Source organism: Roseixanthobacter psychrophilus (assembly GCF_043195195.1).
GTDB lineage: Bacteria > Pseudomonadota > Alphaproteobacteria > Rhizobiales > Xanthobacteraceae > NCEH01.
Map to the genome: position 1 here is coordinate 20284 of NZ_JBAFWT010000001.1, position 22656 is coordinate 42939.

At 66.2% G+C, this 22656-nt stretch carries 24 protein-coding genes; 4 read left to right on the plus strand and 20 right to left on the minus strand.

Translation table 11 applies throughout. The features are described 5' to 3' along the window. Nucleotides 1-12: 12 nt before the first annotated feature. The 12 genes from V5F77_RS00090 to V5F77_RS00145 all read right to left on the minus strand — a co-directional run bounded on the left by V5F77_RS00090 (nt 13) and on the right by V5F77_RS00145 (nt 13359). Nucleotides 13-1053 carry a GHMP family kinase ATP-binding protein gene (locus V5F77_RS00090; protein WP_429003277.1) on the minus strand — a complete coding sequence of 347 codons (1041 nt, stop codon included), beginning with the start codon at nt 1051-1053 and terminating at the stop codon, nt 13-15. Nucleotides 1054-1385: 332 nt separating this feature from the next. Then, nucleotides 1386-2360 (minus strand): glycosyl hydrolase family 18 protein, encoded by a 975-nt coding sequence (locus V5F77_RS00095; protein WP_429003278.1) that lies wholly within the window; start codon nt 2358-2360, stop codon nt 1386-1388. Continuing rightward, entirely contained in the window at nt 2360-3802 is a 1443-nt protein-coding gene (locus tag V5F77_RS00100) for an exopolysaccharide biosynthesis polyprenyl glycosylphosphotransferase (protein ID WP_429003279.1), read from the minus strand. The genes V5F77_RS00095 and V5F77_RS00100 overlap by 1 nt, the downstream gene beginning before the upstream one ends. Before the next feature lie 572 nt (nt 3803-4374). Continuing rightward, nucleotides 4375-5691 (minus strand): aspartate aminotransferase family protein, encoded by a 1317-nt coding sequence (locus tag V5F77_RS00105; protein ID WP_429003280.1) that lies wholly within the window; start codon nt 5689-5691, stop codon nt 4375-4377. A 49-nt stretch (nt 5692-5740) separates the two neighbouring features. Next, a complete protein-coding gene (locus V5F77_RS00110) occupies nt 5741-6730 on the minus strand; it encodes a phosphotransferase enzyme family protein (RefSeq protein ID WP_429003281.1) in 990 nt (329 codons plus the stop codon). A 99-nt stretch (nt 6731-6829) separates the two neighbouring features. Beyond that, complete coding sequence (locus V5F77_RS00115; protein WP_429003282.1) at nt 6830-7546, minus strand: cysteine hydrolase family protein; 717 nt, start codon at nt 7544-7546, stop codon at nt 6830-6832. Then, a complete protein-coding gene (locus V5F77_RS00120; protein ID WP_429003283.1) occupies nt 7543-8442 on the minus strand; it encodes a proline iminopeptidase-family hydrolase in 900 nt (299 codons plus the stop codon). The genes V5F77_RS00115 and V5F77_RS00120 overlap by 4 nt, the downstream gene beginning before the upstream one ends. 11 nt (nt 8443-8453) lie before the next feature. Continuing rightward, entirely contained in the window at nt 8454-9266 is an 813-nt protein-coding gene (locus V5F77_RS00125) for a DeoR/GlpR family DNA-binding transcription regulator (RefSeq protein ID WP_429003284.1), read from the minus strand. Further along, nucleotides 9263-10063: an ABC transporter permease gene (locus V5F77_RS00130; RefSeq protein ID WP_429003285.1), complete on the minus strand. Its 801-nt coding sequence runs from the start codon at nt 10061-10063 to the stop codon at nt 9263-9265. The genes V5F77_RS00125 and V5F77_RS00130 overlap by 4 nt, the downstream gene beginning before the upstream one ends. A gap of 3 nt (nt 10064-10066) precedes the next feature. Further along, a complete protein-coding gene (locus V5F77_RS00135; RefSeq protein ID WP_429003286.1) occupies nt 10067-10993 on the minus strand; it encodes an ABC transporter permease in 927 nt (308 codons plus the stop codon). 3 nt (nt 10994-10996) lie between these two features. Beyond that, nucleotides 10997-12085 (minus strand): ABC transporter ATP-binding protein, encoded by a 1089-nt coding sequence (locus V5F77_RS00140; protein WP_429003287.1) that lies wholly within the window; start codon nt 12083-12085, stop codon nt 10997-10999. Nucleotides 12086-12210: 125 nt separating this feature from the next. Then, the gene (locus V5F77_RS00145; protein ID WP_429003288.1) at nt 12211-13359 is read right to left on the minus strand and encodes an ABC transporter substrate-binding protein; all 1149 of its coding nucleotides are present in this window, start codon (nt 13357-13359) and stop codon (nt 12211-12213) included. Nucleotides 13360-13658: 299 nt separating this feature from the next. Between V5F77_RS00145 and fabG the strand changes: the two genes are divergently transcribed. Next, nucleotides 13659-14441, plus strand: a complete 783-nt coding sequence (gene fabG / locus V5F77_RS00150) for a 3-oxoacyl-ACP reductase FabG (RefSeq protein ID WP_429003289.1) — start codon at nt 13659-13661, stop codon at nt 14439-14441. A gap of 67 nt (nt 14442-14508) precedes the next feature. On the opposite strand, the gene V5F77_RS00155 is transcribed toward fabG, so the two are convergent. From V5F77_RS00155 to V5F77_RS00165, 3 genes are all read right to left on the minus strand, one after another. After that, entirely contained in the window at nt 14509-15681 is a 1173-nt protein-coding gene (locus V5F77_RS00155; protein WP_429003290.1) for a site-specific DNA-methyltransferase, read from the minus strand. Between the two features lie 188 nt (nt 15682-15869). Next, a complete protein-coding gene (locus tag V5F77_RS00160; RefSeq protein ID WP_348844337.1) occupies nt 15870-16133 on the minus strand; it encodes a DUF2312 domain-containing protein in 264 nt (87 codons plus the stop codon). Nucleotides 16134-16315: 182 nt separating this feature from the next. Next, nucleotides 16316-16660, minus strand: coding sequence for a DUF1244 domain-containing protein (locus tag V5F77_RS00165; RefSeq protein WP_429003291.1), 345 nt, complete (start codon nt 16658-16660; stop codon nt 16316-16318). Between the two features lie 135 nt (nt 16661-16795). Between V5F77_RS00165 and V5F77_RS00170 the strand changes: the two genes are divergently transcribed. The 3 genes from V5F77_RS00170 to V5F77_RS00180 all read left to right on the plus strand — a co-directional run bounded on the left by V5F77_RS00170 (nt 16796) and on the right by V5F77_RS00180 (nt 19975). After that, nucleotides 16796-17731, plus strand: a complete 936-nt coding sequence (locus tag V5F77_RS00170; RefSeq protein WP_429003292.1) for a DMT family transporter — start codon at nt 16796-16798, stop codon at nt 17729-17731. Nucleotides 17732-17836: 105 nt separating this feature from the next. Further along, nucleotides 17837-18391, plus strand: coding sequence for a DUF1036 domain-containing protein (locus V5F77_RS00175; protein WP_429003293.1), 555 nt, complete (start codon nt 17837-17839; stop codon nt 18389-18391). Between the two features lie 105 nt (nt 18392-18496). Then, nucleotides 18497-19975, plus strand: coding sequence for an FAD-dependent monooxygenase (locus V5F77_RS00180; RefSeq protein ID WP_429003294.1), 1479 nt, complete (start codon nt 18497-18499; stop codon nt 19973-19975). Between the two features lie 57 nt (nt 19976-20032). Here V5F77_RS00180 and V5F77_RS00185 read toward each other — a convergent pair whose 3' ends face one another. The 5 genes from V5F77_RS00185 to V5F77_RS00205 all read right to left on the minus strand — a co-directional run bounded on the left by V5F77_RS00185 (nt 20033) and on the right by V5F77_RS00205 (nt 22652). Next, nucleotides 20033-20179, minus strand: coding sequence for a hypothetical protein (locus tag V5F77_RS00185; RefSeq protein ID WP_429003295.1), 147 nt, complete (start codon nt 20177-20179; stop codon nt 20033-20035). 29 nt (nt 20180-20208) lie between these two features. Further along, complete coding sequence (locus V5F77_RS00190) at nt 20209-20844, minus strand: tetratricopeptide repeat protein (protein WP_429003667.1); 636 nt, start codon at nt 20842-20844, stop codon at nt 20209-20211. 189 nt (nt 20845-21033) lie between these two features. Next, nucleotides 21034-21159, minus strand: a complete 126-nt coding sequence (gene ykgO, locus V5F77_RS00195; protein ID WP_429003296.1) for a type B 50S ribosomal protein L36 — start codon at nt 21157-21159, stop codon at nt 21034-21036. Nucleotides 21160-21314: 155 nt separating this feature from the next. Beyond that, nucleotides 21315-22019 carry a DsbA family protein gene (locus V5F77_RS00200; RefSeq protein WP_429003297.1) on the minus strand — a complete coding sequence of 235 codons (705 nt, stop codon included), beginning with the start codon at nt 22017-22019 and terminating at the stop codon, nt 21315-21317. A 114-nt stretch (nt 22020-22133) separates the two neighbouring features. Further along, entirely contained in the window at nt 22134-22652 is a 519-nt protein-coding gene (locus V5F77_RS00205; protein ID WP_429003298.1) for a DUF721 domain-containing protein, read from the minus strand. Nucleotides 22653-22656: the final 4 nt, after the last annotated feature.

Below are 22656 nucleotides of genomic sequence, written 5' to 3' on the forward strand. Positions count from 1 at the left end.
TCCGGCCCGCGGTCAGAATTGCCATACCTCGCACCCGTTCTGGGTGAACTTGACCGGCGTCGCCGCGGCACCCGCGGCGGTGAGCTTTTCCACCAGGCGATAGCGGTTTTCCGGGTGCACCAGGAAGAACATGAAGCCGCCGCCGCCCGCGCCCGAAACCTTGCCGGCGATGGCGCCATTGGCCATGGCGAGGTCGAACAATTCATCGATCTTGTCGGTGGAAATGCCGGTCGCGGTGCGCTGCTTGGCCTTCCAGGAGGCGTTCAGCACCTCGCCCATGCGGTCGATATCGCCCACCAGAAGCGCGCGCTTCATCTCGCCGGCATCGGCCTTGAGCTTGTGGAGCGCGTCCAGGGTCTGCGGGCTGGCCGATTTGATGCCCTCGGTCTGCTTGTCGATGATGGCGGCGGAGCTGCGCGAGCGGCCGGAGAAGCAGACGATCAGCGAGGATTCCAGCTCGTTATTGACCGCGCCGCGCACCCGCAGCGGATTCACGATCACCCGGTCGGAGGGCAGGAACTCGATATAATTGATGCCCCCGAAGGCGGCGGCATATTGGTCCTGCCGCCCACCGGACAGGCCAAGATCATGGCGTTCGATTTCGAATGCGAGATGGGCGATGTCGTAATCGCCGAGCGGCGCGCCGAGCAGGGCGCCCATACCGCTGACCAGCGCCACCACCAGGGCCGAGGAGGAGCCGAGGCCGGACCCGGCCGGCGCGTCCACTGTGGTCTTGATGGTCAGGGGCAGGCGCACGCCCTCGTTGAACTCGGCGATCATGCGCTCATACACGCCGCGATGCAGGATCAGCTTGGCGGCGGAGAGGGGGGCATAGAGGCCGAACGTCTCGGTGGCGCCGGTATCGTCGGACTCGAAGGTGATGCCCTCATCGGTCCGGGGCAGGAACGAGGCGAACGCGAAGCGATCGATGGTGACGTTGAGCACCGCGCCGCCGAATTCGTCGCAATAGGGAGACAGGTCGGTGCCGCCGCCAGCGAGGCCAAGCCTCAGCGGCGCGCGGGCCCGGGTGCGTCGGAACGTCTGGGTGATCAAGGCTGGCTCCCGCGTGCGAATGAGCCCATCGACGATGTGGCTCGGACTGGTTGCGATCGGATGGGCCTGCTGGCGCCGACGAAACCGCCGGCCCCGGCCGACGCCGGCTGGAAAGGCTGGAGCACGATCCGGCCAGGTTGGTCCAACCTGACAGGTGAATCGCCCGCTCCGTCATTGATAGAGAACAGTTTCCGATCCGAATGCGATGCAATCCAACCGGACCGTCCTCTAGAGCGTTTTCCCCGTTTCATGGACTGGAGGAAAACGCCTTATCTCATAGTGCCGACGCGTTTTCTTTACGCGAACCGGTTTCCACTTCGCCCGAAAACGTCCTAGGGGATCGATGCGGCGCATCCCTCCCCGCCCAGGACCGAACAAATGGTGGCGGCAAGATAGCGGTCGTCCGGATTGTCCGGCCCGATGGGGCCGGGCGGCCGATCCAGCAGACCGTATAGCATCGCGCCGGCCTGCGGATCGCCGAGCACGGACAGCAGCACCTTACGGGTGGTGTCGACCGTGAAGCGGGGCCCGCCCGTGGTGTCTGGCAGCACCAGGATGCCCAGGGCCAGGGGCCCTTTCCACACCGCGCGATAGGCGCGGAACGCCTGGTCCGGCCGGAAGCGATTGCCGGCGTCATAGGCCATGATGGACACCAGATCGATGTCCGCCGCGACGCGGGACCGCAGCACCCCGAGCGAGGAGCCGGTGTAGCGGCTGCGCGGCTGGGCATCGGCGAAGGCGCCCTCGCCGAACGCGCCCACATGCTGGACCGCCAGAGTCACCACATAGGGTCGCGGCAGGCGCTTGCGGATCGCCTCGATCACCGAGATCACCTCCCGGTCCGCCGCGCAGGCGAAGCCGCCGGCGCTGGTGGTGATGCATCCCGGATCATGGGTTTCGAAATCCACATCCACGCCGTCCGCCCCGAGATCGCGCACCAGGCGCGCCAGGGCATCGGGGTCGAACCTGTCCCAGGCCACGTATCCGCCGCTGCCGACCGAGACCAGGACCTTCATGCCGGGATGGCGCGCCTTCAAGGCGGCGACCGCCGCCTTCAGCACCGCGCCGGAGAAGGGAAACAACAGGCCTGTGTCCTTGAGATCGAGATCGCCGGCATAGACGAGGTCGGGCTTCACGAAGCTGAGCGCCACGTGGGTGAAATAGCCCGGCAGACGGGCAAGGACGGTGCCTTCGCCGGTGGATGCGGGCACCTCGTTCCAGCTCAGATGATAGGCAAGAAAGGGCCGTTCCGGCGCCGCTGCAAAAGCGGCGGCGCTCCAGGACACCAGCCACGCCAGCGCGATCATCAGAAGACGTCGCGACCCGCCATGCCCTTGGTGATGGTGAGGAGCATGATCCTGATATCGAACCATATGGACCAGTTTTCTATGTAGAACAGGTCGAGCTTCGCCCCGCGCTCGGCCTTTTCCACGGTGTTGATGCCGCCGCGCATGCCGTTGATCTGCGCCCAGCCGGTGATGCCCGGCTTCATCCGGTATCTTGCCAGATATTCCCGGATCGCCTCATAGCGAACGTCCTCGGCCACCTGCATGTTGGGCACATGAGGGCGCGGGCCGACCACGGACATGTCGCCCTGCAGCACGTTCAGCAATTGCGGCAGTTCATCGATGGAGAGGCGCCGCAGCAGGCCGCCGATGCGGGTGATGCGGGGGTTGAACTTGGTGGTGCCGACCGAGCCGTCGTCATTGGGGTCCACGGTCATGGTGCGCAGCTTGAACACCGTGAAGACCTTGTTGTTCAATCCCACGCGCGGCTGGCGGAAGAAGATCGGCCCTGGCGAATCCAGCTTGATGGCCAGCGCCGCGAGCATCAGGATGGGCGAGACCAGGATCAACCCGATCACCGCCACGGAATAATCCTCCAGCGCCTTGAGCACGCCGAGCGACCCCTTGAGGGGCCGCTGCTGCACCTGCAGCGCCGGCTGGCCGCCGATGCTGGTGACCCGCGCGAAGCGCAGGTTGAAGCCGTCGGGATCCAATTCTACCAGCACGTCCGCGGCCACGCGGTGCAATTGCTCGGCGATGGCGCTGATCTTCAGAGGATCGTCCCAACTCTCGACGATCGCCACCACGTCCACGCGCGTGTTCTGCGCGAAGGTGAGGAAATCGGCGATGCCGCCCAGCACCGGGGGCGGGGCGGACGGGTCAGTGGACGGGTCAGCGGCCGCGCGAGGGGCGGCGTCGCCGGCGGCGGACACCTGCGCCTTGTCGTCGAAGATGCCGAGGAACACGAACAGCCCCTCGTCGTCCTCCTCCGCGCAGCGCAGGGCGAGGGCCCGCGCGCGTTCCACGTCGCCCACCAGCACCACCTGGCGCCGCAGCACCTCGTGGCGGCGCGCCAGCGACATGCCGAAGCGAACGATCACCAGGCGGCCGAAGATCAGCGCCACGCCGGTCACCATGCCCCAGGCGAGCAGGCCCCGCAGATTGGTGGTGTGGATCGGTACCAGGGCATAATAGAACACCACCACCAGCACCGCCGCGGGCACCCCGCCGACGATGAGATGGCCGATCTGGCGCAGCGAATGGCCATAGTGCTCGACCCGGTACGCACGCCCAAGTTGAAGTATCTGCGTGAAAACGGCGGCGCCGAACGCGCACAGAATCGCCACCTGACTCCAACTCGCGAAATGCCAGACAGAATAGGCCACGGCAGCCGCGAGCACGATCATTGCCACATCGCACAAAGTCACAAGGCGATTAATCAGGCCATGGGTCCAACGCGTCATAGCCACCAACCCCGAAAACTCGCGACGTCGCCGCGCACGCCGAGCCAGAACGGGTTCTGCGCAAGAAGCGCAGGGGGGTCAAGAGTGACTTTTGTGCCCAGCGTATCGCTGCATTTGTTTTGCCGCCGAATTAATCTAGCGACGCGCGCCTCCGCAGAGGAATGCCGCGCATCGCTGACGCCCCATGCTTTAATCATCCCCGCAGCCTTCAATAGAGCTTTGTCATTAGATGCGCCGCAGACCATTAACGGATGCTTGACTCAGCTCAATATTTGGCCGCAAGGGCATGCACAATTGCAGTCGAACTCTGCCCCCCTGTCGAGCCGATAAACGGGCACGCGATTCAGGCGGCCGGCACGCTCCCGCTTTCCCGTGACACGCGCCGCTCTGCCCGTCCAAAACCGGGCTTTGCAGGTTAAAAATCTCAAATCCGATCTATTAAACGCGTCATCTCAAATAGAAATATCGCGCACCCCTTGAATTGCGCCCTATCCCAAAGGCCCATCAATGTGCCTCAGCGCAACCCCTCTCCCCGTGGGGGAGAGGGGCATTTTCCAACCGCCTCTGAGGGATCAGGCTTGCAGGATCGCCTCCACCGCATCGACAAACACATCCGCCTGCGCCAGCGTGAGGCACAGCGGCGGGCGCACCTTCAGCACATTGCCGAGCGGCCCCGCCGCGCCGATGAGAATATGCTTGTCGCGCAGGGCGTTGATGAGCGCCGTCGCGCCCGCCGCATCGGCGACGCCGTCCGCGACGATGTCCACCCCGAGATAGAGCCCCGCCCCGCGCACCTCTCCGAGCGCCGGGCAGCGCGCCCGTGCCGCCTTCAGCCGCTCGGTGATATGGCCGCCCACCCGCGCCGCATGGGCGATCAGCCCCTCCTGCTCGATCACGTCGAGCACGGCCAAGCCCGCCGCCGCCGCCACCGGATTGCCGCCGAACGTGTTGAAATAGCCGAAGGCGTCGCAATAGCCCTTCAGCAATTCCGGCCGGGTGACCACGCCGCCCATGGGAATGCCGTTGCCCATGGGCTTGCCCATGGTCACCACGTCGGGCACCACGCCGTGACGCGCGAAGCCCCACATGCCGGAGCCGGTGCGGCCGAAGCCCGGCTGCACCTCGTCGGCGATGAACAGGCCGCCGGCCGCGTGCGCCGCATCCACCGCCTCCTTCAGGAAGCCCTTGGGATCGGCGAACACGCCGTCGCTGGAGAAGATGGTGTCCACCAGCAGGCCGGCGAATTTGATCCCGTCCGCCTCCAACGCCGCGATGGCCGCGCGCACCGCCTGGGCGAAGCCCGCGCCGAGATCGCCGGGGAAGGTGCGCGGATCGGGCGCCGGCACGGTGCGCACATATTTGGGCGGCGCGCCCACCTTGTAAGATGAGGGCGAAACCTCGGTCACGGCGGTCGTATTGCCGTGATAGGCGGTCTGCGTGACGATGAAGCCGGTGCCGCCGGTGGCCATGGCGACGATGCGCAAGGCAAGGTCGTTGCTCTCACTGCCGGTGCATGTCAGCGCCAGATTGGACAGCGGCACCGGGAAGGTGGCAAGCAGGCGCTCGGCATAATCATGGACGTTATCAAATAGATAGCGCGTGTGGCAGTTTAAGAGCGCCACCTGCTTCTGCACCGCCTCCACCACCTTGGGGTGGCAATGGCCCACCGAGGGGACATTATTGTAGAAGTCGAGATAGTCCGCCCCATCCGCCGTACGGATCGTCGCGCCGGACGCGCTGACCACATGCAGCGGCTGCTGGTAAAACAGCACGGAGGAGGCGCCGAAGCTGCGCCGGCGGCGCTCCACCAGCACCGCCACATCATCCGAAAGCCCTGCGGTTTCCCCCGGCTGGAAGGCATTGAGAGACAGGATCTGCTGGGTCTTCATGGGCTTGTTTCCGGTTCTCTTGGCTGTCCCGGCACGCGGCCGGAACGCGTCACACGCGGGCGGAAAGGAAGGCTTCGGCAAGAGCGACCGTGCCGTCCGTGTAGGGAATGCCCATGGCCTGCGCCGTCGGCGTCTCGGCATGGGAGGCGATCCAGGCGGTCAGCAGCATGCGGCGCAGCATGATGAACACCGGCAAGTGCGCGGCCTGCGCGTCCGCCAGGGGCAAGCGGGTGCGATAGCCGGCGATCCAGGCGTCCATCAGCGCGGGCACATAAGGCTCGTGCTCGATGAACGAGATGGCGGCGGCGAAATCATAGAGGAACCAGGAGAAGCCGCAGTCGTCGAAATCGATCAGCGCCAGCTTGTCGCCGTCCACCAGCAGATTGGCGAGCCGCAGGTCCGCATGGACGAGGCCGAAACTGTCCCCACCGGTGCCGATGGCGGCAAGCTCGCGCTCCAGCACCTGGGCGGTTTTCTCCAAGGTGGCGCGGCCCTGCGACGTGAGGCCGAGGCCGGCGCGCCAGTCGCCCCACAGCGGCGCATCACCCAGCATGGAGCGGAAGTCCCAGACCTTGCGGGTAAAGCCCTGCGGCCGCTGCCAGGCGCGGGCCTGGGCGTGCAGGCCGGCATGGATGGCGCCGAGCTTTGCGAACCAACCCACCAGATCGTCGCCCTCGTCCGGCTCCTTGCCCGACAGGAATTCGAACGCCACCACATGGCGCGTGGTGCCGGCATCGTCGATATCGGCGATCAGCGCGCCGTCCCGCAGCGGGATCGGCCGCGGGGTGAGGATGCCGCCCTCGGCGCGCAGGGCTTCGATCCAGGCCAGCTCGGATTCGATCTCGCGGCGGGTGTGATACTCGGGCCGGTGGACGCGGAACACCAGATCGCCGCCGGTGCCGGTGTTGCTCGCGCGGAAAGTGGCGTTCTCCGAAATGGTCAGCAGCTTCAGTTCGGTTTGCGGGGCGATGTCCCAGCGCGGCAGCGCGCCGCGCACGCCGTCTTCAAGCCGGGTCAGGAATCCGCCGTCATAAAGCACTGGTATTTCTCCCTCTGGTCCGATGGCGTGTGCCTGGACCTTCCCCCTGTAGGATCCTTTCGTGCAAGCGGACGCACGCGGCGCGCCGCGCACCCGCCCTCATCGCGCCGTCTCCTGGGCCGCCAGCAACGCCGCGAATTCGGAAAACTCCATCACGTTGCAATAGATCATGTTGAGGATCGCAAGTTCCTGCGTGTGCAGGTCGAGGCTCGCGGCGGCGCACAGATCCTCCAACACCACCACGTCGAAACTCTCGTCCGCCAGGCTGCGCACGGTGGAGGCAACGCACTGGTCGGTGAAAATGCCGACGCACACCACGGTGCGAATGCCGAGATTGTGCAGGATCAGCCGCAAGTTCGTGCCGGTGAGCGCGCTGTCGGTGGTCTTGGTGACGACGATCTCATCCCCCACCGGCGAAAGCTGCGGCACGATCTGGGAGGCGTGCTCATCCTTCGGCAGGAGAAGATTATTGAAGCCGGGCTTCTTCTGGCTGAGCGAGCGTTCCCGCCCGTCCTTGGTGCGGCACGCGATGCGGGCGAACAGCACCTCCATGCCCTTGGCGCGAAACAGCTTGAGCGCTTCGGCAATGCCGGGGATCACCTGGGCGTGCATGCGGTCGTGGAACGGCGTCCAGGCATCAAAATGGGCAAGCTCCGCCCCGCTCAAACCCGCGCGCGCCGGCCGCTCCAGATAGGTGTTCTGCACGTCGATCACGAGCAGCGCCGTGGTGGCGGGATCGAGAACGGGATCGTCCGGCGCGGGGGCGGTGGCGTAATAGAGCGAGCGGTTGCGCTGCTTCCAGTGCGACTTGCTCATGCGTTCACCCCTTGCGCCACGCGCTGGAGAAAGGACAGCAGCACCGCGCCGTGCGCCTGCGGCTCCTCATAGGCCGGCATATGGCTGGAATGGGGGAATTCGTGCAGTTCCGCCTGTGGTAATTGCCCTTTCATACGGGCGGCGCAGGCGGGGGTCTGCTCGTCATGGGCGCCCACCAGGATCAGCACCGGCACTTTGATCTGCGGCAGATCGGCGAGGCGCGACCAGTCCTTGAGATTGCCGATATAGAGGAACTCGTTCGGCCCCTGCATGGCCTCATAGGGGGCCATGTTCCAATCGGCCAGCGAGCGCATCACGGGCGCCGGCCAGTCCATCAGCCGGCACACATGGCGATAATTCAGCACCGTGATGGCGCCCTGATATTCGGGATGATTGAGCGTGCCGTCGGCCTCGTGCCGGGCCAGCATGGCGGAGGTCTCCGCGCCCAGCGCATCGCGCAGGCGATGCAATTCGCCCATCAGATGGGGCAGGTCGGCGGCGGTATTCTCCAGCAGCAGGCTCTTCACCGCGTCGGGGTAAGTGAGTGCATATTCGATGGCGAGCCAGCCGCCCCAGGAATGGCCGGCGAGATGCACTTGGCCGAGCCCCAGCGCCTGCCGCACCGCCTCCACCTCCGCGACATAGCGCGTGATGCTCCACAGCGCGGGATCGGTCGGCCGGTCGGAGGCGCCGCAGCCCAATTGGTCGAACGCCACCACGCGGAAACCATGATCGGCAAGGAAGCTGTGGGCCTCGCGCATATAATCGCACGGCAGGCCCGGCCCGCCGTTCAGCAACAGCACCACCTCGGGCCCGGTGCCGAATTCATAGGCGACGATGCGATGGCCCTGGATCTCCAGTTCCACCCGCCGGTCGGGCGTTTTTTCCTGCCACATGGCTTTCTTCCTCAGGCGCCGCGCTTGCGCGCCACAATGACGTCGACCCGCGCGCGCTGCAGGGCGCGGGCGATGGTGCCGCCCGGCACTTCGTCGGTGACAAGCCGGCCCACATCGGCCCAGCGCCCCCAGATGGCGAGCGCTTGCTGATCGAATTTGGAATGATCGGCCACCGCGATGGTCTGCACCGCCCGGTGCATCATCGCCTTATAGACCGAGGCGGCGGCCGCCTCGGCGTCCGAGAAGCCCTCGGCGGTGATGCCGGTGGCGCCGAGGATCGCCCAATTGGCGTTGTAGGATTGCAGGAACTCGATGGTTTCCGCCCCCGCGATCATGCCCTCGCGCCCGTCATAGCGGCCGGGACACATGAGCACGGAGATGGTGGGGTTCGGCGCCAGCACCGTCGCCACCGAGAACGAATGGGTGATGACCGTGATGTCCCGGCACTCCGCCGCCATGCGGCGGGCGACGTGTGTGGTGGTCGCGCCGGCGCCGATGGCCACGACCTCGTTGGGGCGCAGGAATTTCACCGTGGCGGCGGCGATCGCCTCGCGCTCCTCCACCAGCATGCGATGGCGCTCGGCGACCGACGGCTCGATGCCGAGCGGGCGCACCGCCCCGCCATAGGTGCGGTTGATGAGCCCGCGCTCGCCCAGCTCGAACAAATCGCGCCGGATGGTCTCGGTGGAGACGTCGAGTTCCCCCGCCAGCTCCGAAACCCGCAAGGTGGAATTGGTCCGCATCTCCGCGAGGATGCGCGCATGGCGATCCTTCTTGGAGAGCTTGACCCGCTCGCCCGCACCCGGGGTCGGTTCCTCGCTCATGCCACAGCCCGCCGCCGCAGCAGCCACAGCACCAGCCCACCGAGCAGCAGCGCGCTGGCGGCGCCGAGCGTGCTCATGGTTCCAAGCGCCGGCACCATGGGCGTATAGCCCGCCACCATCTTGGAATAGAGCCATTTCGGCACCGTGGAATCCGCGCCCGCCGTATAGAGCGAGAGCGGGAAATTGCCCCAGGAGAGCAAGAACGCGAACAGAGCGCCGGACCAGATGCCGGGCCACAGGATGGGCAGCGTGACTTCGCGCATCACCTGCCAGCGGCTGGCGCCGAGATCGAACGCGGCTTCCTCCAGCGAGGGATCGAAGCTGTAGACCTGGATCGCGATCACCAAGGTCACCACCGGCACGATCCACACCAGATGGGCGAACACCGCCGTCATCCAGGAGGTGGGCACGCCGATGGCGCTGAACCACAGCAGCAGCGCCAGCCCGAGCACCGGCTGGGGGAAGAAGATCGGCAGGATGACGATCTTCTGGAACAGCCGCCGGCCCTTCCAATCATAGCGGGCAAACGCCAGCGCACCGAAGAAGGCGACCACCACCGAAATCACCGTGACCAGCGCCGCCACCAGCAGCGAGGTTTGGACGATCATGCCGATCTCGATGGAATCCACCGTCTTTTCCCACCATTCGGAGGTGAAGGCGCGGATCGGGAAGGCGAAGTAACGGCCCTTGGAAAAGCTTGCCAGCGCCCCGCAGGCGATGGGCAAATACAGCAGGACCACGACGAAGGCGGTCCAAAGCCAGATGAAGAGGCGCGTGCGGGCCTTTTCCTGTTCCATGGCTCAGCGCCTCCCCAGCAGACGATCGAGATCGAGGCGCGAGAACACCGCAAGCGTGAGCGCGCCGATGAAGACTGTGACCACCACCGCCAGCGCCGAGCCGAGCGGCCAGTTCTGCGAATAGGTGAAGGCGATTTCGATATCGTGGGAGATGACGATGACCGATTGGCCGCCGAGGATCTTCGCCTCCGCCACCGCGCCGATGCCGAGCACGAAGGTCAGCAGCATGCCGATGAGGATGCCGGGCATGGCGAGCGGCACTTCCACCTCGCGCCAGATCTGCCAGCGGTTGGCGCCGAGATCGCGCGCCGCATCGATCAAATCGCGCGGCACCATGGCAAGGCCGAGGGTCATGGGAAACAGCATGAAGGGCAGATACACATAGAGCATGCCGGCCAGGATCATCGGCGGCTGGAACAAGATCTGCGGCCCGCCCTCGAAGCCGAGCATCTTCAAAGTGCCGTCCAGCACGCCGTTCTTGATGAAGAACAGCACCCAGCCGTAGAGCCGCACATTCTCCGACACGAACAGGGGAAACACGAACAGGATGGAGACCAGCGACGACCATTTCCCGAACACGCGGTTGAGGCCATAGGCGATGGGATAGGCGATCACCGCCAGCAAGGCGCAGGTGGCGAACGCGAACCCCAGCGACCACAGGAAGGACAGCCACACCGTGTTGCTGCCATTGAAGATCTCCGCATAATTCACCAGCGTGAAGGAGCGGAAGACTTCGAAGGTGCGGGGCCTTGCGAAGGAATAGGCGAAGATGGCAATGAGCGGCGCCACGAAGCCGATCGCCAGTAGCGCGATCACCGGCAGCGAACAGCGCGCGCCGAGCGAAAGCAGCGTGTCGCGCTTGGTGGGCGCGGCCGGCGCGGCCTCAAGCGAGACGGGGGCCGCGGGGTGGGAGAGCGAGGTATCCGCCATGGCTCAGGCCCGCACCGTGATGGCATCGGCGGCATCCCAGCCCACCGTGACGCTGCGGTCGGCGGCAATCGGCAGGGCCTTGGAGCGCGACAGCTCCACCAGCATCACCTTCTCGCCCACGCGCACCTGATACTGGATCCGCGAGCCGAGCGAATATTCGTTATAAACAGTGCCCTTCAGGCTGTTCTGGGCCGTGTCTCCCGCGCCGAGGAAGCGCAGATATTCCGGCCGGATCACCACGAACGCGTGGTCCGCTTCGGCATCCTCTTCCGGCGGGCGCACATGGAAGGCGCCGGGCACGTCGACCCCGCGCCAGGGGGCGCCGTCTTGCTCCTTCTTCACCTCGATGACGTTCACCTCGCCGACGAATTCGGACACGAAGCGGTCCACGGGATGATTATAGATCTGTTCCGGCGTGCCCACCTGCACCAGGCGGCCGGCGCGCATGACGCCGATGCGGTCCGACATCACCATCGCCTCTTCCAGCGAATGGGTGATGTAGATGAAGGTCTTGCCGGTCTCCTTGTGGAGATCCTTCAATTCCTTCTCCAGCACCTTCTTCAACTTGTAGTCGATGGCGGACAGCGGCTCGTCGAAGAACAGCACTTCCGGGTCATAGGCGAGCGCGCGGGCCAGCGCCACACGCTGGCGCTCGCCGCCCGAGCATTTCATGACATTCTTGGAATGATAGCTTTCCGGCAGACGCACCACGCGCATCAGTTCGAGCGCGCGGGCCTTGCGCGTCTTGGCATCGACGCCGCGCACCTTGAGCGGAAACTCGATGTTGTCGCCCACGCTCTTGTGGGGAAACAGCGCCAGCGACTGGAACACCAGGCAGGTCGGCCGCTTGTTGGGCGGCACCTCGTTGATGCGCTCGCCGTGCAGGGTGATGTTGCCTTCGCTCGGCTGGTCCATGCCCGCGAGCATGCGCAGCAGCGTGGTCTTGCCCGAGCCGGACGGGCCGACGATGGTGAGGAATTCCCCTTCGATCACGTCGAGATCGATCCTCTCGACGGCGACGAAATCATTGAAGGTCTTGCGCACCCCGACGAGTTGCAGGATGGGCAGTTTCGGCGCGGCTTCTTGGGTCATCGCGGGTCTCGGCAGGCGGAAAGACAAGGCGGGTGAAAGTCGGGGTGGCGCGCTCTCCGGCCGCGCCCGCTCCCTCCCCCCGCGTACGGGAGAGGGAGCGGGAACACGCAGGGAGCCCTAAGCCCCTACCCCCGCACGCGCTTGGCGGCGTTCATGAGATCGAGCGCCTTGTCGTAATCGGGCACGATGTCGTACTCGACCGAGCGGTCCATTTCCTCGTCCAGGCTGTCCCACTGGATCGCTTCCAGCTCCTTCTTGGTGAACAGCTTGTAGCAATCGGGATTGCCCATCTGGGCCACCGGATTGAACGTGCCTTCGGCGAACGCCACCGCGTGGGCCACATCCGGCGCCTGGACATATTTGAGGAATTCCACCGCCAGCGGGGTGGGGTTGGGATTGTTGACCGTGGACGTCACCTCGATCCAGGACACGCCGCCCTTGCCGCCGGGCAGCGGGCCCTTGAGCGGGGTGATGCCGCGCAGTTCGGGATAGCCGTCGGCGCGCGCCGCCGAGACCGAATAGGTGCCGCCGGTGAGATGCAAATCGATCTCGCCCGACACCAGCGCCTGGTTCATGGTGGCGATGTCGCCGATCAGCTTGGCGCCCTTGAACACCTTCTTCGCCGTCTCCTCGAACTTGGCGAGTTCCTCCGGCGTGTGGACCTTGAACGGGTCGATGCCGGCCACCAGGAAGATGTTGAACACGTTCCAGTCGTCGGATTCCAAGATGCCGTATTTGCCGGACAGCTTGGGATCGTTGAACAGGTCCCAGCCCGTGGTCTCGGCGGTCTTGCGGTCGATCTTCTTGGTGTTGACCACGAAGGAATAGGGCCCGAAGCGCTGGATCGAGCCAAGCAATTCCTTGCCGTCGTCGCTCATGGCCCATTTGTAGGGCCATTTGAACATGGGCAGCATCTTCGCGAAGAACGGCTCGAACTCATCCTTGGGGAGCGGCTTGATCAGCTTCTCCGGCCACATCACCTTGCGGGCCCAGGGATTGTTGACGTTGATCAGGTCCCACACATTGATTTCGCCGGCGCGCAGGCGGTTGATCATGGTGGGATCGTTGGTGAGGCTTTCCGCCTTCACCGTGGCGCCGGTCTTCTTGCGGAACGGGTCCAGCACCTGGGCGGAATTATAGCCCTCCCAGCACAGGATGTTCAGTTCCTTCTCGCGCGCCGCGAAGGCGGAACCGGTCATGGCGAACGGGCCGCCCGCCATCGCAAGGCCGCCGGCCGCCATGCCCTTCAGCACGGACCGTCTGGAAATGGTCATGGGAAATCCTCTGGAATGGTCTGGTGGTTTTGATTTCGCGCCCAATCTCAGGTCCGCCGGTCCCGTCGGCATAGCGGTGCCGGTGCCGTCCGAGGGGCTCGGAAGGCCGGTCGCTGCGCCGGAGGAATGTTGGACTTCTTGTTGGACTATGTTGGATGTTAAGCCCTGTTTCGTGGGCTTTACAACATTTTTTTTGCAGCGCATTCTTCGCTTCGCACCGCGGGACCAAGCGCCCGCCGCCGCCGCGCCGCCCTCGCGGCCGGAGCCGTAAAACCTATCCAGATCAGCAGGAGAAGCGCATGTTCAAAGCGCTCGCAGGACGTACCGTCATCGTCACCGGCGGCAGCAAGGGCATCGGGCGCGGCATCGCGAAGCGCTTCGGCGCGGCCGGGCTCAATGTGTTGGTGGTGTCGCGAAAGTTGGAAGAAGCCACATCGGTTGCCACAGAAATCGGCGCCCATGCCTCGGGGTTTGCGGCCGACGTCACCAAGGCGGACGACTGCCGCGCCTTCGCCGCCGCGGCGCTGGAGCGCTATGGCAGCATCGACGTCTTGTGCGCCAATGCCGGCATCTTTCCCGCCGCCAAGCTCGACGTGATGACGGGCGATGATTTCGACCTGGTCATGGACACCAATGTGAAGGGCACGTTCCTGTCGGTGTCGGCCGTGCTGCCGCATATGAAGGCGCGGAAATGGGGGCGCATCGTGCTCACCTCCTCCATCACCGGGCCGATCACCGGCTATCCCGGCTGGGCGCATTATGGCGCCTCGAAGGCCGCGCAAATGGGCTTCATGCGCACCGCTTCCATCGAGCTGGCGCCCTGGGGCATCACGATGAATGCGGTGATGCCCGGCAATATCCGCACCGAGGGCCTGGACGGCCTTGGCCCGGACTATATTGCCAAGATGGAAGCCTCCATCCCCTTCAAGCGGCTCGGCAGCGTGGACGATATCGCCAACGCCGCCTTGTTCTTCGCCAGCGAGGAAGCCGGCTACATCACCGGCCAGGGCATGGTGGTGGATGGCGGGCAGATCCTGCCCGAATCGCTCGGCGCCCTGGAGGAGATGGGCGGGCCGGTGTAAAACGCAAAACGGCCCCGGTGCGTCCGGGGCCGGCTGTCTGTTGCGAAGCTTCGCGAGGCGCTGGCGCCTATTCCGAGCGGATGCCCATTTCCGCGCGCAGGCGGGCGCGCAGCACGTCGATCGGATGGCGCCGGCCTTCCTGCTCCACATGCCAGAAGGTCCAGCCATTGCAGGCTTCCGCCCCCTGGGCGAGCGCGCCCATGCGGTGGATCGAACCCACGGTCGGCGCCCCCGCCATGCCGGTAAGGGCGATGGTGCCGTCGGCGCGCACCACGGCGCGCACATGGCCCTTGGAATCGGTGAGTTCGACACCGGGCGTCACCAACCCGCGCTCCACCAGCGCCGAGAAGGCGACGCGCGGGGCTTCGCGCGCGCTCGGCGGGGCGGCGAGCGCGGAATCGGGCAGCGGGACGACGGCGGCGATGCGCTTTTCCGCCGCCGCCGCATATGTCGTGTCGCGCTCGATGCCGAGATAATGCCGGCCCAGGCGCTTGGCCACCGCCGCCGAGGTGCCCGAGCCGAGGAACGGGTCCAGCACCACATCGCCGGGCCGCGAGGCGGCGAGCATGATGCGCGCGAGCAGGGCTTCGGGCTTCTGGGTCGGGTGGGTCTTGCGGCCGTTCTCGTCCTTCAGCCGCTCAGGACCGGTGCACAGGGGAAACAGCCAGTCGGATCGCACCTGCGTATCCTCGTTGCCGCCCTTCAGCGCCTCGTAATTGAACACATAATTGCGGGCGTCGGCGTCGCGCGCGGCCCAGATCAGCGTCTCATGGGCATTGGTGAAGCGCCGGCCGCGAAAATTCGGCATGGGATTGGTCTTGCGCCAGATCACGTCGTTGAGGATCCAGAAGCCGAGATCCTGCATGGTCGCGCCGACGCGGAAGATGTTGTGGTAGGAGCCGATCACCCACAGCGTGCCGGAGGGCTTGAGCACCCGCCGCGCGGCGGCGAGCCAGGCCTTGGTGAAGGAATCATAGGCGGCGAAGCTCTCGAACTGGTCCCAATGGTCGTTCACCGCATCGACGCGGCTTTCGTCGGGCCGCTTCAGCTCGCCCTGGAGCTGGAGATTGTACGGCGGATCGGCGAACACGAGATCGACGCTGTTGGCCGGCAAGGCGTTCATGGCGGCGATGCAATCGCCCACCAGCACGCGGTCGAGTTCCAGATCCGGCACTGCCGCGAGGGCCGCCCGGGATAGACGGGGCGCCCCTCGGGGCGCCCCTTTACGCACCACATTCATGACGCAACCCATACGCAACGCTTACGATGGGGGCAGTGTCGCGGCGCGGACTTAAGGGCAGGTAAAGCGGGAGGGGGCGACATCGCGATTTCGCGCAAATCGCCGCGCGCGGGCAACCGCGTCGCTCGTCGGCATGCGGGGCGCCGGCCGGTGGACCGCCGCGCCGGGCGCCTCGGGCGAAATCAATGTCAGGAGAAGATGCCGAGGGCCTGCATATAGAGGTCGACGATCGCCTCGTGTTCCTTGCGCTCGTCCACGTCTTCCTTGCGGATCTTCAGGATGGCGCGCAGCGCCTTCACGTCGAAGCCGTTGGCCTTGGCTTCCGCGAACACGTCCTTGATGTCGTCGGCAATGGCCTTCTTCTCTTCCTCAAGGCGTTCCACGCGCTCGATGAAGGATTTTAGCTGTTCCTTGGCAAAGCCCGCCGGGGCGTCCGATACATCTTCCGACACGTGGTGCAACCTCACAAACAATCCAGGGGGCGGATCAGGGGCAAGATACAGGGCGCAGGACGCCGTCGCAGTCAACCCGCTGTCCCCGCAATCCTCCCAATCCCCTGCCGTGCGCAGGCGCGCCTTATGGTAGCGCGCTTCGCTCAAACGCCACGCGGGCCGAAGGGCCGGCGCGTCGGCTCTCAATGGCCGTCGTGCGGGGGCTTGAAGGCGGCCGCCTGCTCGGGCGTCGCCTCGGTCTGATAGCGGCTTTTCCATTCCTCGTAGGGCATGCCATAGACCGCTTCGCGGCTCTGCGCCTTGCTCACCGGCAGGCCCTGCGCCTCGGCGGCGTCGAGATACCAATTGGAGAGGCAGTTGCGGCAGAAGCCGGCGAGGTTCATCAAATCGATGTTCTGCACATCGGTGCGCCCACGCAGATGCTCCACGAGCCGGCGAAAGGCAGCAGCTTCCAGCCGCTCGCGCTCCGGCTCCGACAATGAGGTGGCGCCGCCCTGCGGGGTGGGATTTGGAAGCTGCGTGCTCATGGCGTTTTGTCCTTTTGTCGGCTTCATGTGGCGTACCGGCATGCGGAGCGCAAGGACCCCGAGGGTCATGCCATTCGCCCCGCCGCACGCCGAATCCGCCACGGCACCCCTCCCCTTGAGCGGGAGCGCCGCGTGATGCCGCCCAAGAAAAATGCGCCGGCGAAAAATGCGCCGGCACTGAAACACGCGCAGGCCCTGGAACAGGCGCCGCCGCCGCTGCGGCGCGCCTTCGGTATCGCCGCTTTGGTGGTCGGCGCCTTCGCCATGGGGGCGTCGGTGCTGTTCGTGCGGCTGGCCGATGTCGGCCCGTTCGCCAGCGCTTTCTGGCGCACCGCGCTCGCCCTTCCGGTGCTGTTCGCCTGGGCGCTCGCGGCGGACGGGCGCCGGGCGCTCACCGCCGACCGCGCCTCGCTGCTGGCCGGGGTGTTCTTCGCCGGCGATTTAATCTTCTGGCATCTGGCCATTCTCGGCACCAGCGTCGCCAATGCCGCCGTGCTCGCCACCACCGCGCCGGTGTGGGTCACCTTGTTCGCCTGGCTGGTGCTGCGCGCCGCCATCGCCCGCGCCACCCTCGCCGGGCTGGTGCTGTGCCTCGCCGGCGCCGCCGCGCTGGTCGGGCACAGCTTTCGCCTGGAGCCGGCGCATCTCATGGGCGATGCAGCAGGGCTTGTGACCGCGCTGTTCTTCGCCGCCTATTTCCTGGCGGTGGAACGGGCGCGGCGCACCCGGGGTGCGGGCGCCGTCACCCTGGTCTCCACAGCCGCCACCACGCTGATCCTGTTTATCGTGGCGCTGGCGGCGGAGCCCACCCTCATTCCCGCCAGCGCCTCCGGGGCCGCCGCGCTGCTGGGCCTTGCCCTGGTGAGCCAAGTGGGCGGCCAAGGCCTGATGGCGGTGGGGCTCTCGGTGGTGCCGCCGGTCTATGCGGCGCTGGTGTTCTTCCTGGAGGTGGTGTCGGCGGCGGCGCTGGGCTGGCTGGTGCTGGGCGAGGCGCTGGGCGTGCTCCAGGGGGCGGGCATGGGGCTGGTCCTGCTGGGCCTTTGGGTGGCGCGGCCGAGGCGGCGGGGGTGATCCGCCTCGCTTTGGCCCCGATCACGCCCGAAAACGCGGCCTTGATGCTTCACTTGAGCATCCTCCATTGACGCCCCTGCCGAACGAAGGCTAACAGCGCAGCCCATGGTGTTCCCTCGACCGTTCGCTTCGAATGGATCTCCCGGTTTCCGGCGCGGCCTGTGCGCCCTGGCGCTTCTCGCCGTGCTGGCAGCCGGTGCGCTGACCGCGAGCGCGAGCCCGGCGGCGGCCGACTTCCGCTTGTGCAACCGCACCCCGAGCCGCATCGGTGTCGCCATCGGCTATAAGGAAAACGATGTCTGGACCACCGAGGGCTGGTGGAACGTGGCCGCGAATTCCTGCGAGACCCTGCTGCGCGGCGACCTCGTGGCGCGCTTCTATTATCTTTATGCGGTGGATTACGACCTGGGCGGGGAATGGGCGGGCAAGGCCTATATGTGCACCCGCGACAAGGAATTCACCATTCGCGGGGTGGAGGATTGCCTCGCGCGCGGCTTCGACCGGGCCGGCTTCCTGGAGGTGGACACCAAGGAGCAGCGCGGTTGGACCGTGCAATTGACCGAGGCCAACCAGTCCAGCCCGGGGGGCGCGACAGCGCTGCCGCCCCTCGGCGCCCCCATGCCCATGCCCCCGCCCAACCCGGCGAGCCGCGGAAAATAGCGCCGAGCTAGCCGCCAATTGGCGGGGCCGCCCAAGGGCGTGGTACGTCTTCCAAATCTGCGGCGCGAGGCAACAGCGCAAGCACCCGGTTCAGGGAGACGCAACATGGCTCAGGTGGGACGTGTTCTGATTGCGGGCGCGGGGCCGGTCGGGCTGACCCTGGCCGGCGAACTGGCGCGATACGGCGTGCCGGTGCGGATTGTCGACAAGGCGGCCGAGCGCACCGACAAATCCAAGGCCCTGGTGCTCTGGAGCCGGTCGCTGGAACTGCTGGCCCGTACCGGAACGGCCCGCGATTTCATCGCCTCCGGCATGGAAGTGTACGGCGCCCGCATCTCCCACGGCGATTCGCTGATCGGCGAGATCAATTTCGACGAGGCGGAGAGCCCTTTTCCCGCCGCCGTCATGATCCCGCAGAGCGAGACCGAGCGGCTGCTGGAAACCCATCTCGAATCGCTTGGCGTAAGCGTGGAGCGCTCCACCGAGCTTGCCGCCTTCACCCTGACCAGCGATGGCGTCGCCGCCACCTTGCGCGATGCCGCCGGCGGCGAGGAAGCGGTGGAGGCGGACTGGATCGTCGGTTGCGACGGCGCCCATTCCCTCGTGCGCCATACGCTGGGCATGGACTTCACCGGCACCACCCAGCCCAGCGACTGGGTGCTGGCGGACGTGCATCTCGAAGGGCTGGTCCCCGACAAGCTCGACATCTTCTGGCATGCCGACGGGATCCTGGCGTTCTTCCCCATCGCGGGCGGCCGCTATCGCGTGGTGGCGGACCTCGGGCCGGCGCACGGCGCGGTGCGGCCCGATCCCTCCCTCGCCGAGGTGCAGGCCCTGGTGGACACGCGCGGCCCCGGCGGCATCCGCATGCACGATCCGTTCTGGCTGGCGAATTTCCGCATCAACGAGCGCAAGGTGAAGGATTACAGCCTCGGCCGGGCGTTCCTCGCGGGCGACGCCGCCCACATCCACAGCCCGGCCGGCGGCCAGGGCATGAACACCGGCATGCAGGATGCCTTCAACCTCGGCTGGAAGCTGGCGCTGGTGGCCCATGGGCTGGCCCGGCCGGCGCTGCTGGACAGCTATTCCATCGAGCGTAGCGCCGTCGGCGAGATGGTGCTGCGCAATGCCACGCGCATGACCGAGATGGCGGTAATGCGCAATCCGGTGGCCCAGGCGGTGCGCAATTTCGCCGCCCACGTGGTGCTCGGCTTGTCCCAGGTGCAGCGGCGCGCCTCCCTGAGCCTCACCGAGCTGGAGATCGCCTATCCCCATAGCCCGCTGTCGGTGACAGCGCCCCATGCACCCCATGGCGATGCCCCCAAGGCGGGCGAGCGCTGGCCCCAGCTTGAGATGAACGCATCCCCGATCGGCGCCGGGGCGACCCCGCGCTTCGCCCTGATCGCGGCGGGGAACGCGGCCGGCGTGCTCGCGGCCGCGTTCGGCGACCTGGTGGAGCATCGCGCGCCGCCGATCGGCCTTGAGGGCCTCTGGGTGGTGCGGCCGGACGGCTATGTCGGGCTCGCGGCGGGCGCCACCGACCTCGCGGCGGCGGAAGCCTATTTCGCAGGTATTCTAGTGTGATTTTGGGTTGGAGTACGCGCCCTGCGCATCCGGCACCGCGGGGCTCGCCGCCGCAATTCATTCGCGCGCGATTATCTCGCCCGCGCTGATTTGTTCGCCATGCAGAACTTCTGCGGAAAACCGCAAATTACGACCCGAACAATGAGAAATTGCCGCAAGAACACCCGGTTCTTCTTCGCCGTCCGGATGTTTCACATGAAACATTCGGCCCGATCACAGGCGCGGCGGCGGGGCTAGATATCCCGCCCCTCCACCTTTTCCTTCAGCTCGGTTTCAATGTCTTTGGCTGCGGTGAGGTGCGGATTGACCGACAAAGCCCGCCGTGCCGCCTCCAAAGCCCTGGTGTCGTCGCCAATCTCCCGCATGATCAGGGAGAGGCCGAGCAGCATGGAATAATGCCGCGGCTCCCGCGTCAGCACTTCCCCCACATCGGCGAGCGCGGCGGGATAATTGTCCTGGAGATAATAGATGGTGGCGCGGCGGCTGCGGGCGGCGATGAAATCGGGATTGGCCTCGATCACCGTGCCGAGCAATTCCAAAGCAAGATCATACTCTTTAGCCTGCGTGGCGGCCTCCGCGCGCGACATCAGCAGGTCGGCGGAAGGACTGCCGGACTGGGCGAACATGGCCTCGATCCGGCCGCCCAATGCTGTGGCGGTCTCATCGTCCGGTGCCAGGCGCAAGGCCTCGAACATGGCATCGAGCTGCACCCGTCGGTCGCGCGGCAGCTTGGGCCGGGCGGGGGCGTTTTCGCCCACGCCATCCTTCGGCGCGGCATTGGGAGGCGCGGCATTCGGCGCGGACGAAGGCTTCTCGCCGGTGGTCTGGGCAAGGCCCACGCCGGTTCCGGCGAGCACCAGCGGCAGCACCAACGCCAGCGCAAGACGACGCCGGGGCCGGGTCGGGGAGGAACAAAAAGGCGGCAGATCGCGCATCATCATCGGCAAAGTGTGAGACGGCGCGCATAAAGCGTCAACCGCCCCACCCCTTTCGGGGGGAGCGGCGCGATCAACTCATCTCGATGAAGAGAGCTTCGCCCCCGTAGGGGCGAAAAACGCTCAGCCCTGGCGGGCCTTATAGCGCTTCTGGGTCTTGTTGATGATGTAGACGCGGCCCTTGCGGCGCACGAGACGGTTGTCCCGGTGACGGCCGATGAGCGACTTGAGAGAGTTGCGGATCTTCATAACCTACTGCCTTCGGCCGACCGCGGCGCGGCTTCACCGCGCGGCTCGTCGACACAATGTATTGGATCGAGCCGGTTCGATAAGGGGCGCGCGCCGCAATGTCAACGGCGCGCGCTGTGGACGGCGTGCGTTTTGCGCCCTCACTTGTGTGGCGTTCATTTGCCGGCGAGCAGCGGCGCCAGTTCCTTTTCCAGCTGCTCCGGGCTCATGGCGCCCGAGACCTTCTTGCCGTTGATGAAGAAGGTGGGGGTGGAATCAACGCCCAGCTCCTTGTTGCCGTACTGGGTGCCGGCCTGAATCTTCTCCGCCAGGTCCTTGTCGGACAGGCACTTCTCGAAATCCGCCTCGCTCATGCCCGCCTGCTTGGCGACGCGCATCAGCCCCTCGGCCGGATTGTTGCCGAACGCCCAGCTGCGCTGAGTCTCGAATAGCGAGGACACCATGGGGAAATATTTGTCGGCGGGCATGCAGCGCGCCAGCATGAAGGCGGCGGTGGCGACCGGATCGAACGGGAATTCCCGCAGGATGTAGCGCACCTTGCCGGTGTCGATGTATTTTTCCTTCAGCACCGGGAAGGTGCCGGTGTGGAACGCCGCGCAATGGCTGCAGGTCAGCGAGGCATATTCGATGATGGTCACGGGCGCATCCGCCTTGCCCATCGCCTGTTCGGGCAGCGGAGTGGCGGCGGGCGCATTGAGCTTGGCCGGGTCGACGGTCTGGCCTTGCGCCGGCGACTGGGCGAGCGCGCCCTCCGACAGGCCAGGAAGCATCCCGGAAAGCTGGAGCAGGGGGCCGGCGAGGGCAACGCTCAGGGCAAACTGGCCCACGCCCAGCAGAAAGGTACGACGATGAAGCGACATGGAGTTCTCCGGGACAGCGCCTTCGCGTTCAAGGGAGCGCGCTAGCATGGCGCGCTGAGGGCGCCAATCCCCCACGGCGGTCGCCATGATCAACATTTAACGATCAGGACGCGATCAGGCCTTGCGGCGCTCACGCCGCACCAGCGCACCGAGGCGCGCCAAAGAGGCGCCGAGCGCCTCGTCCTCGAACGTGCCGAGCGTGCCGCGCACCTGCGCCAACGCCTCGGGTTCCGGCTCCACGCGTGGCGGCGGGCCGCTATGGCGCTGGGGCACCGGGCCCTGCCGCAGCACCAGCCGGCCGACACAGCGCCAGCCGAAATAGGCATTGATGCGATCGATCACCACGGGCGCGGCATATTGCAGCTCAATGGCATAGGCGCCTTCCACCCGCACCACCAGGGTGGCCGGCTCGCTCGCCTGCCGGGCATCCTGGCGCGGCCACTGCAGCTTCACCGGCGTCGAGCGCGGGGCCAGGGCGGGGCCGACGATCTCGTCCCAATGGGTCACGATTTCCACCACTGAAAAGCCCGCCTTGCCGCACAGATCGGCAATGGACGGCCCCACCAGATCGGCGAGGGGGCGGGCGGCGGGCCGCCGCTTCCAAGGGGATTTGATGGGCGTATCTTCCGTCATGGGT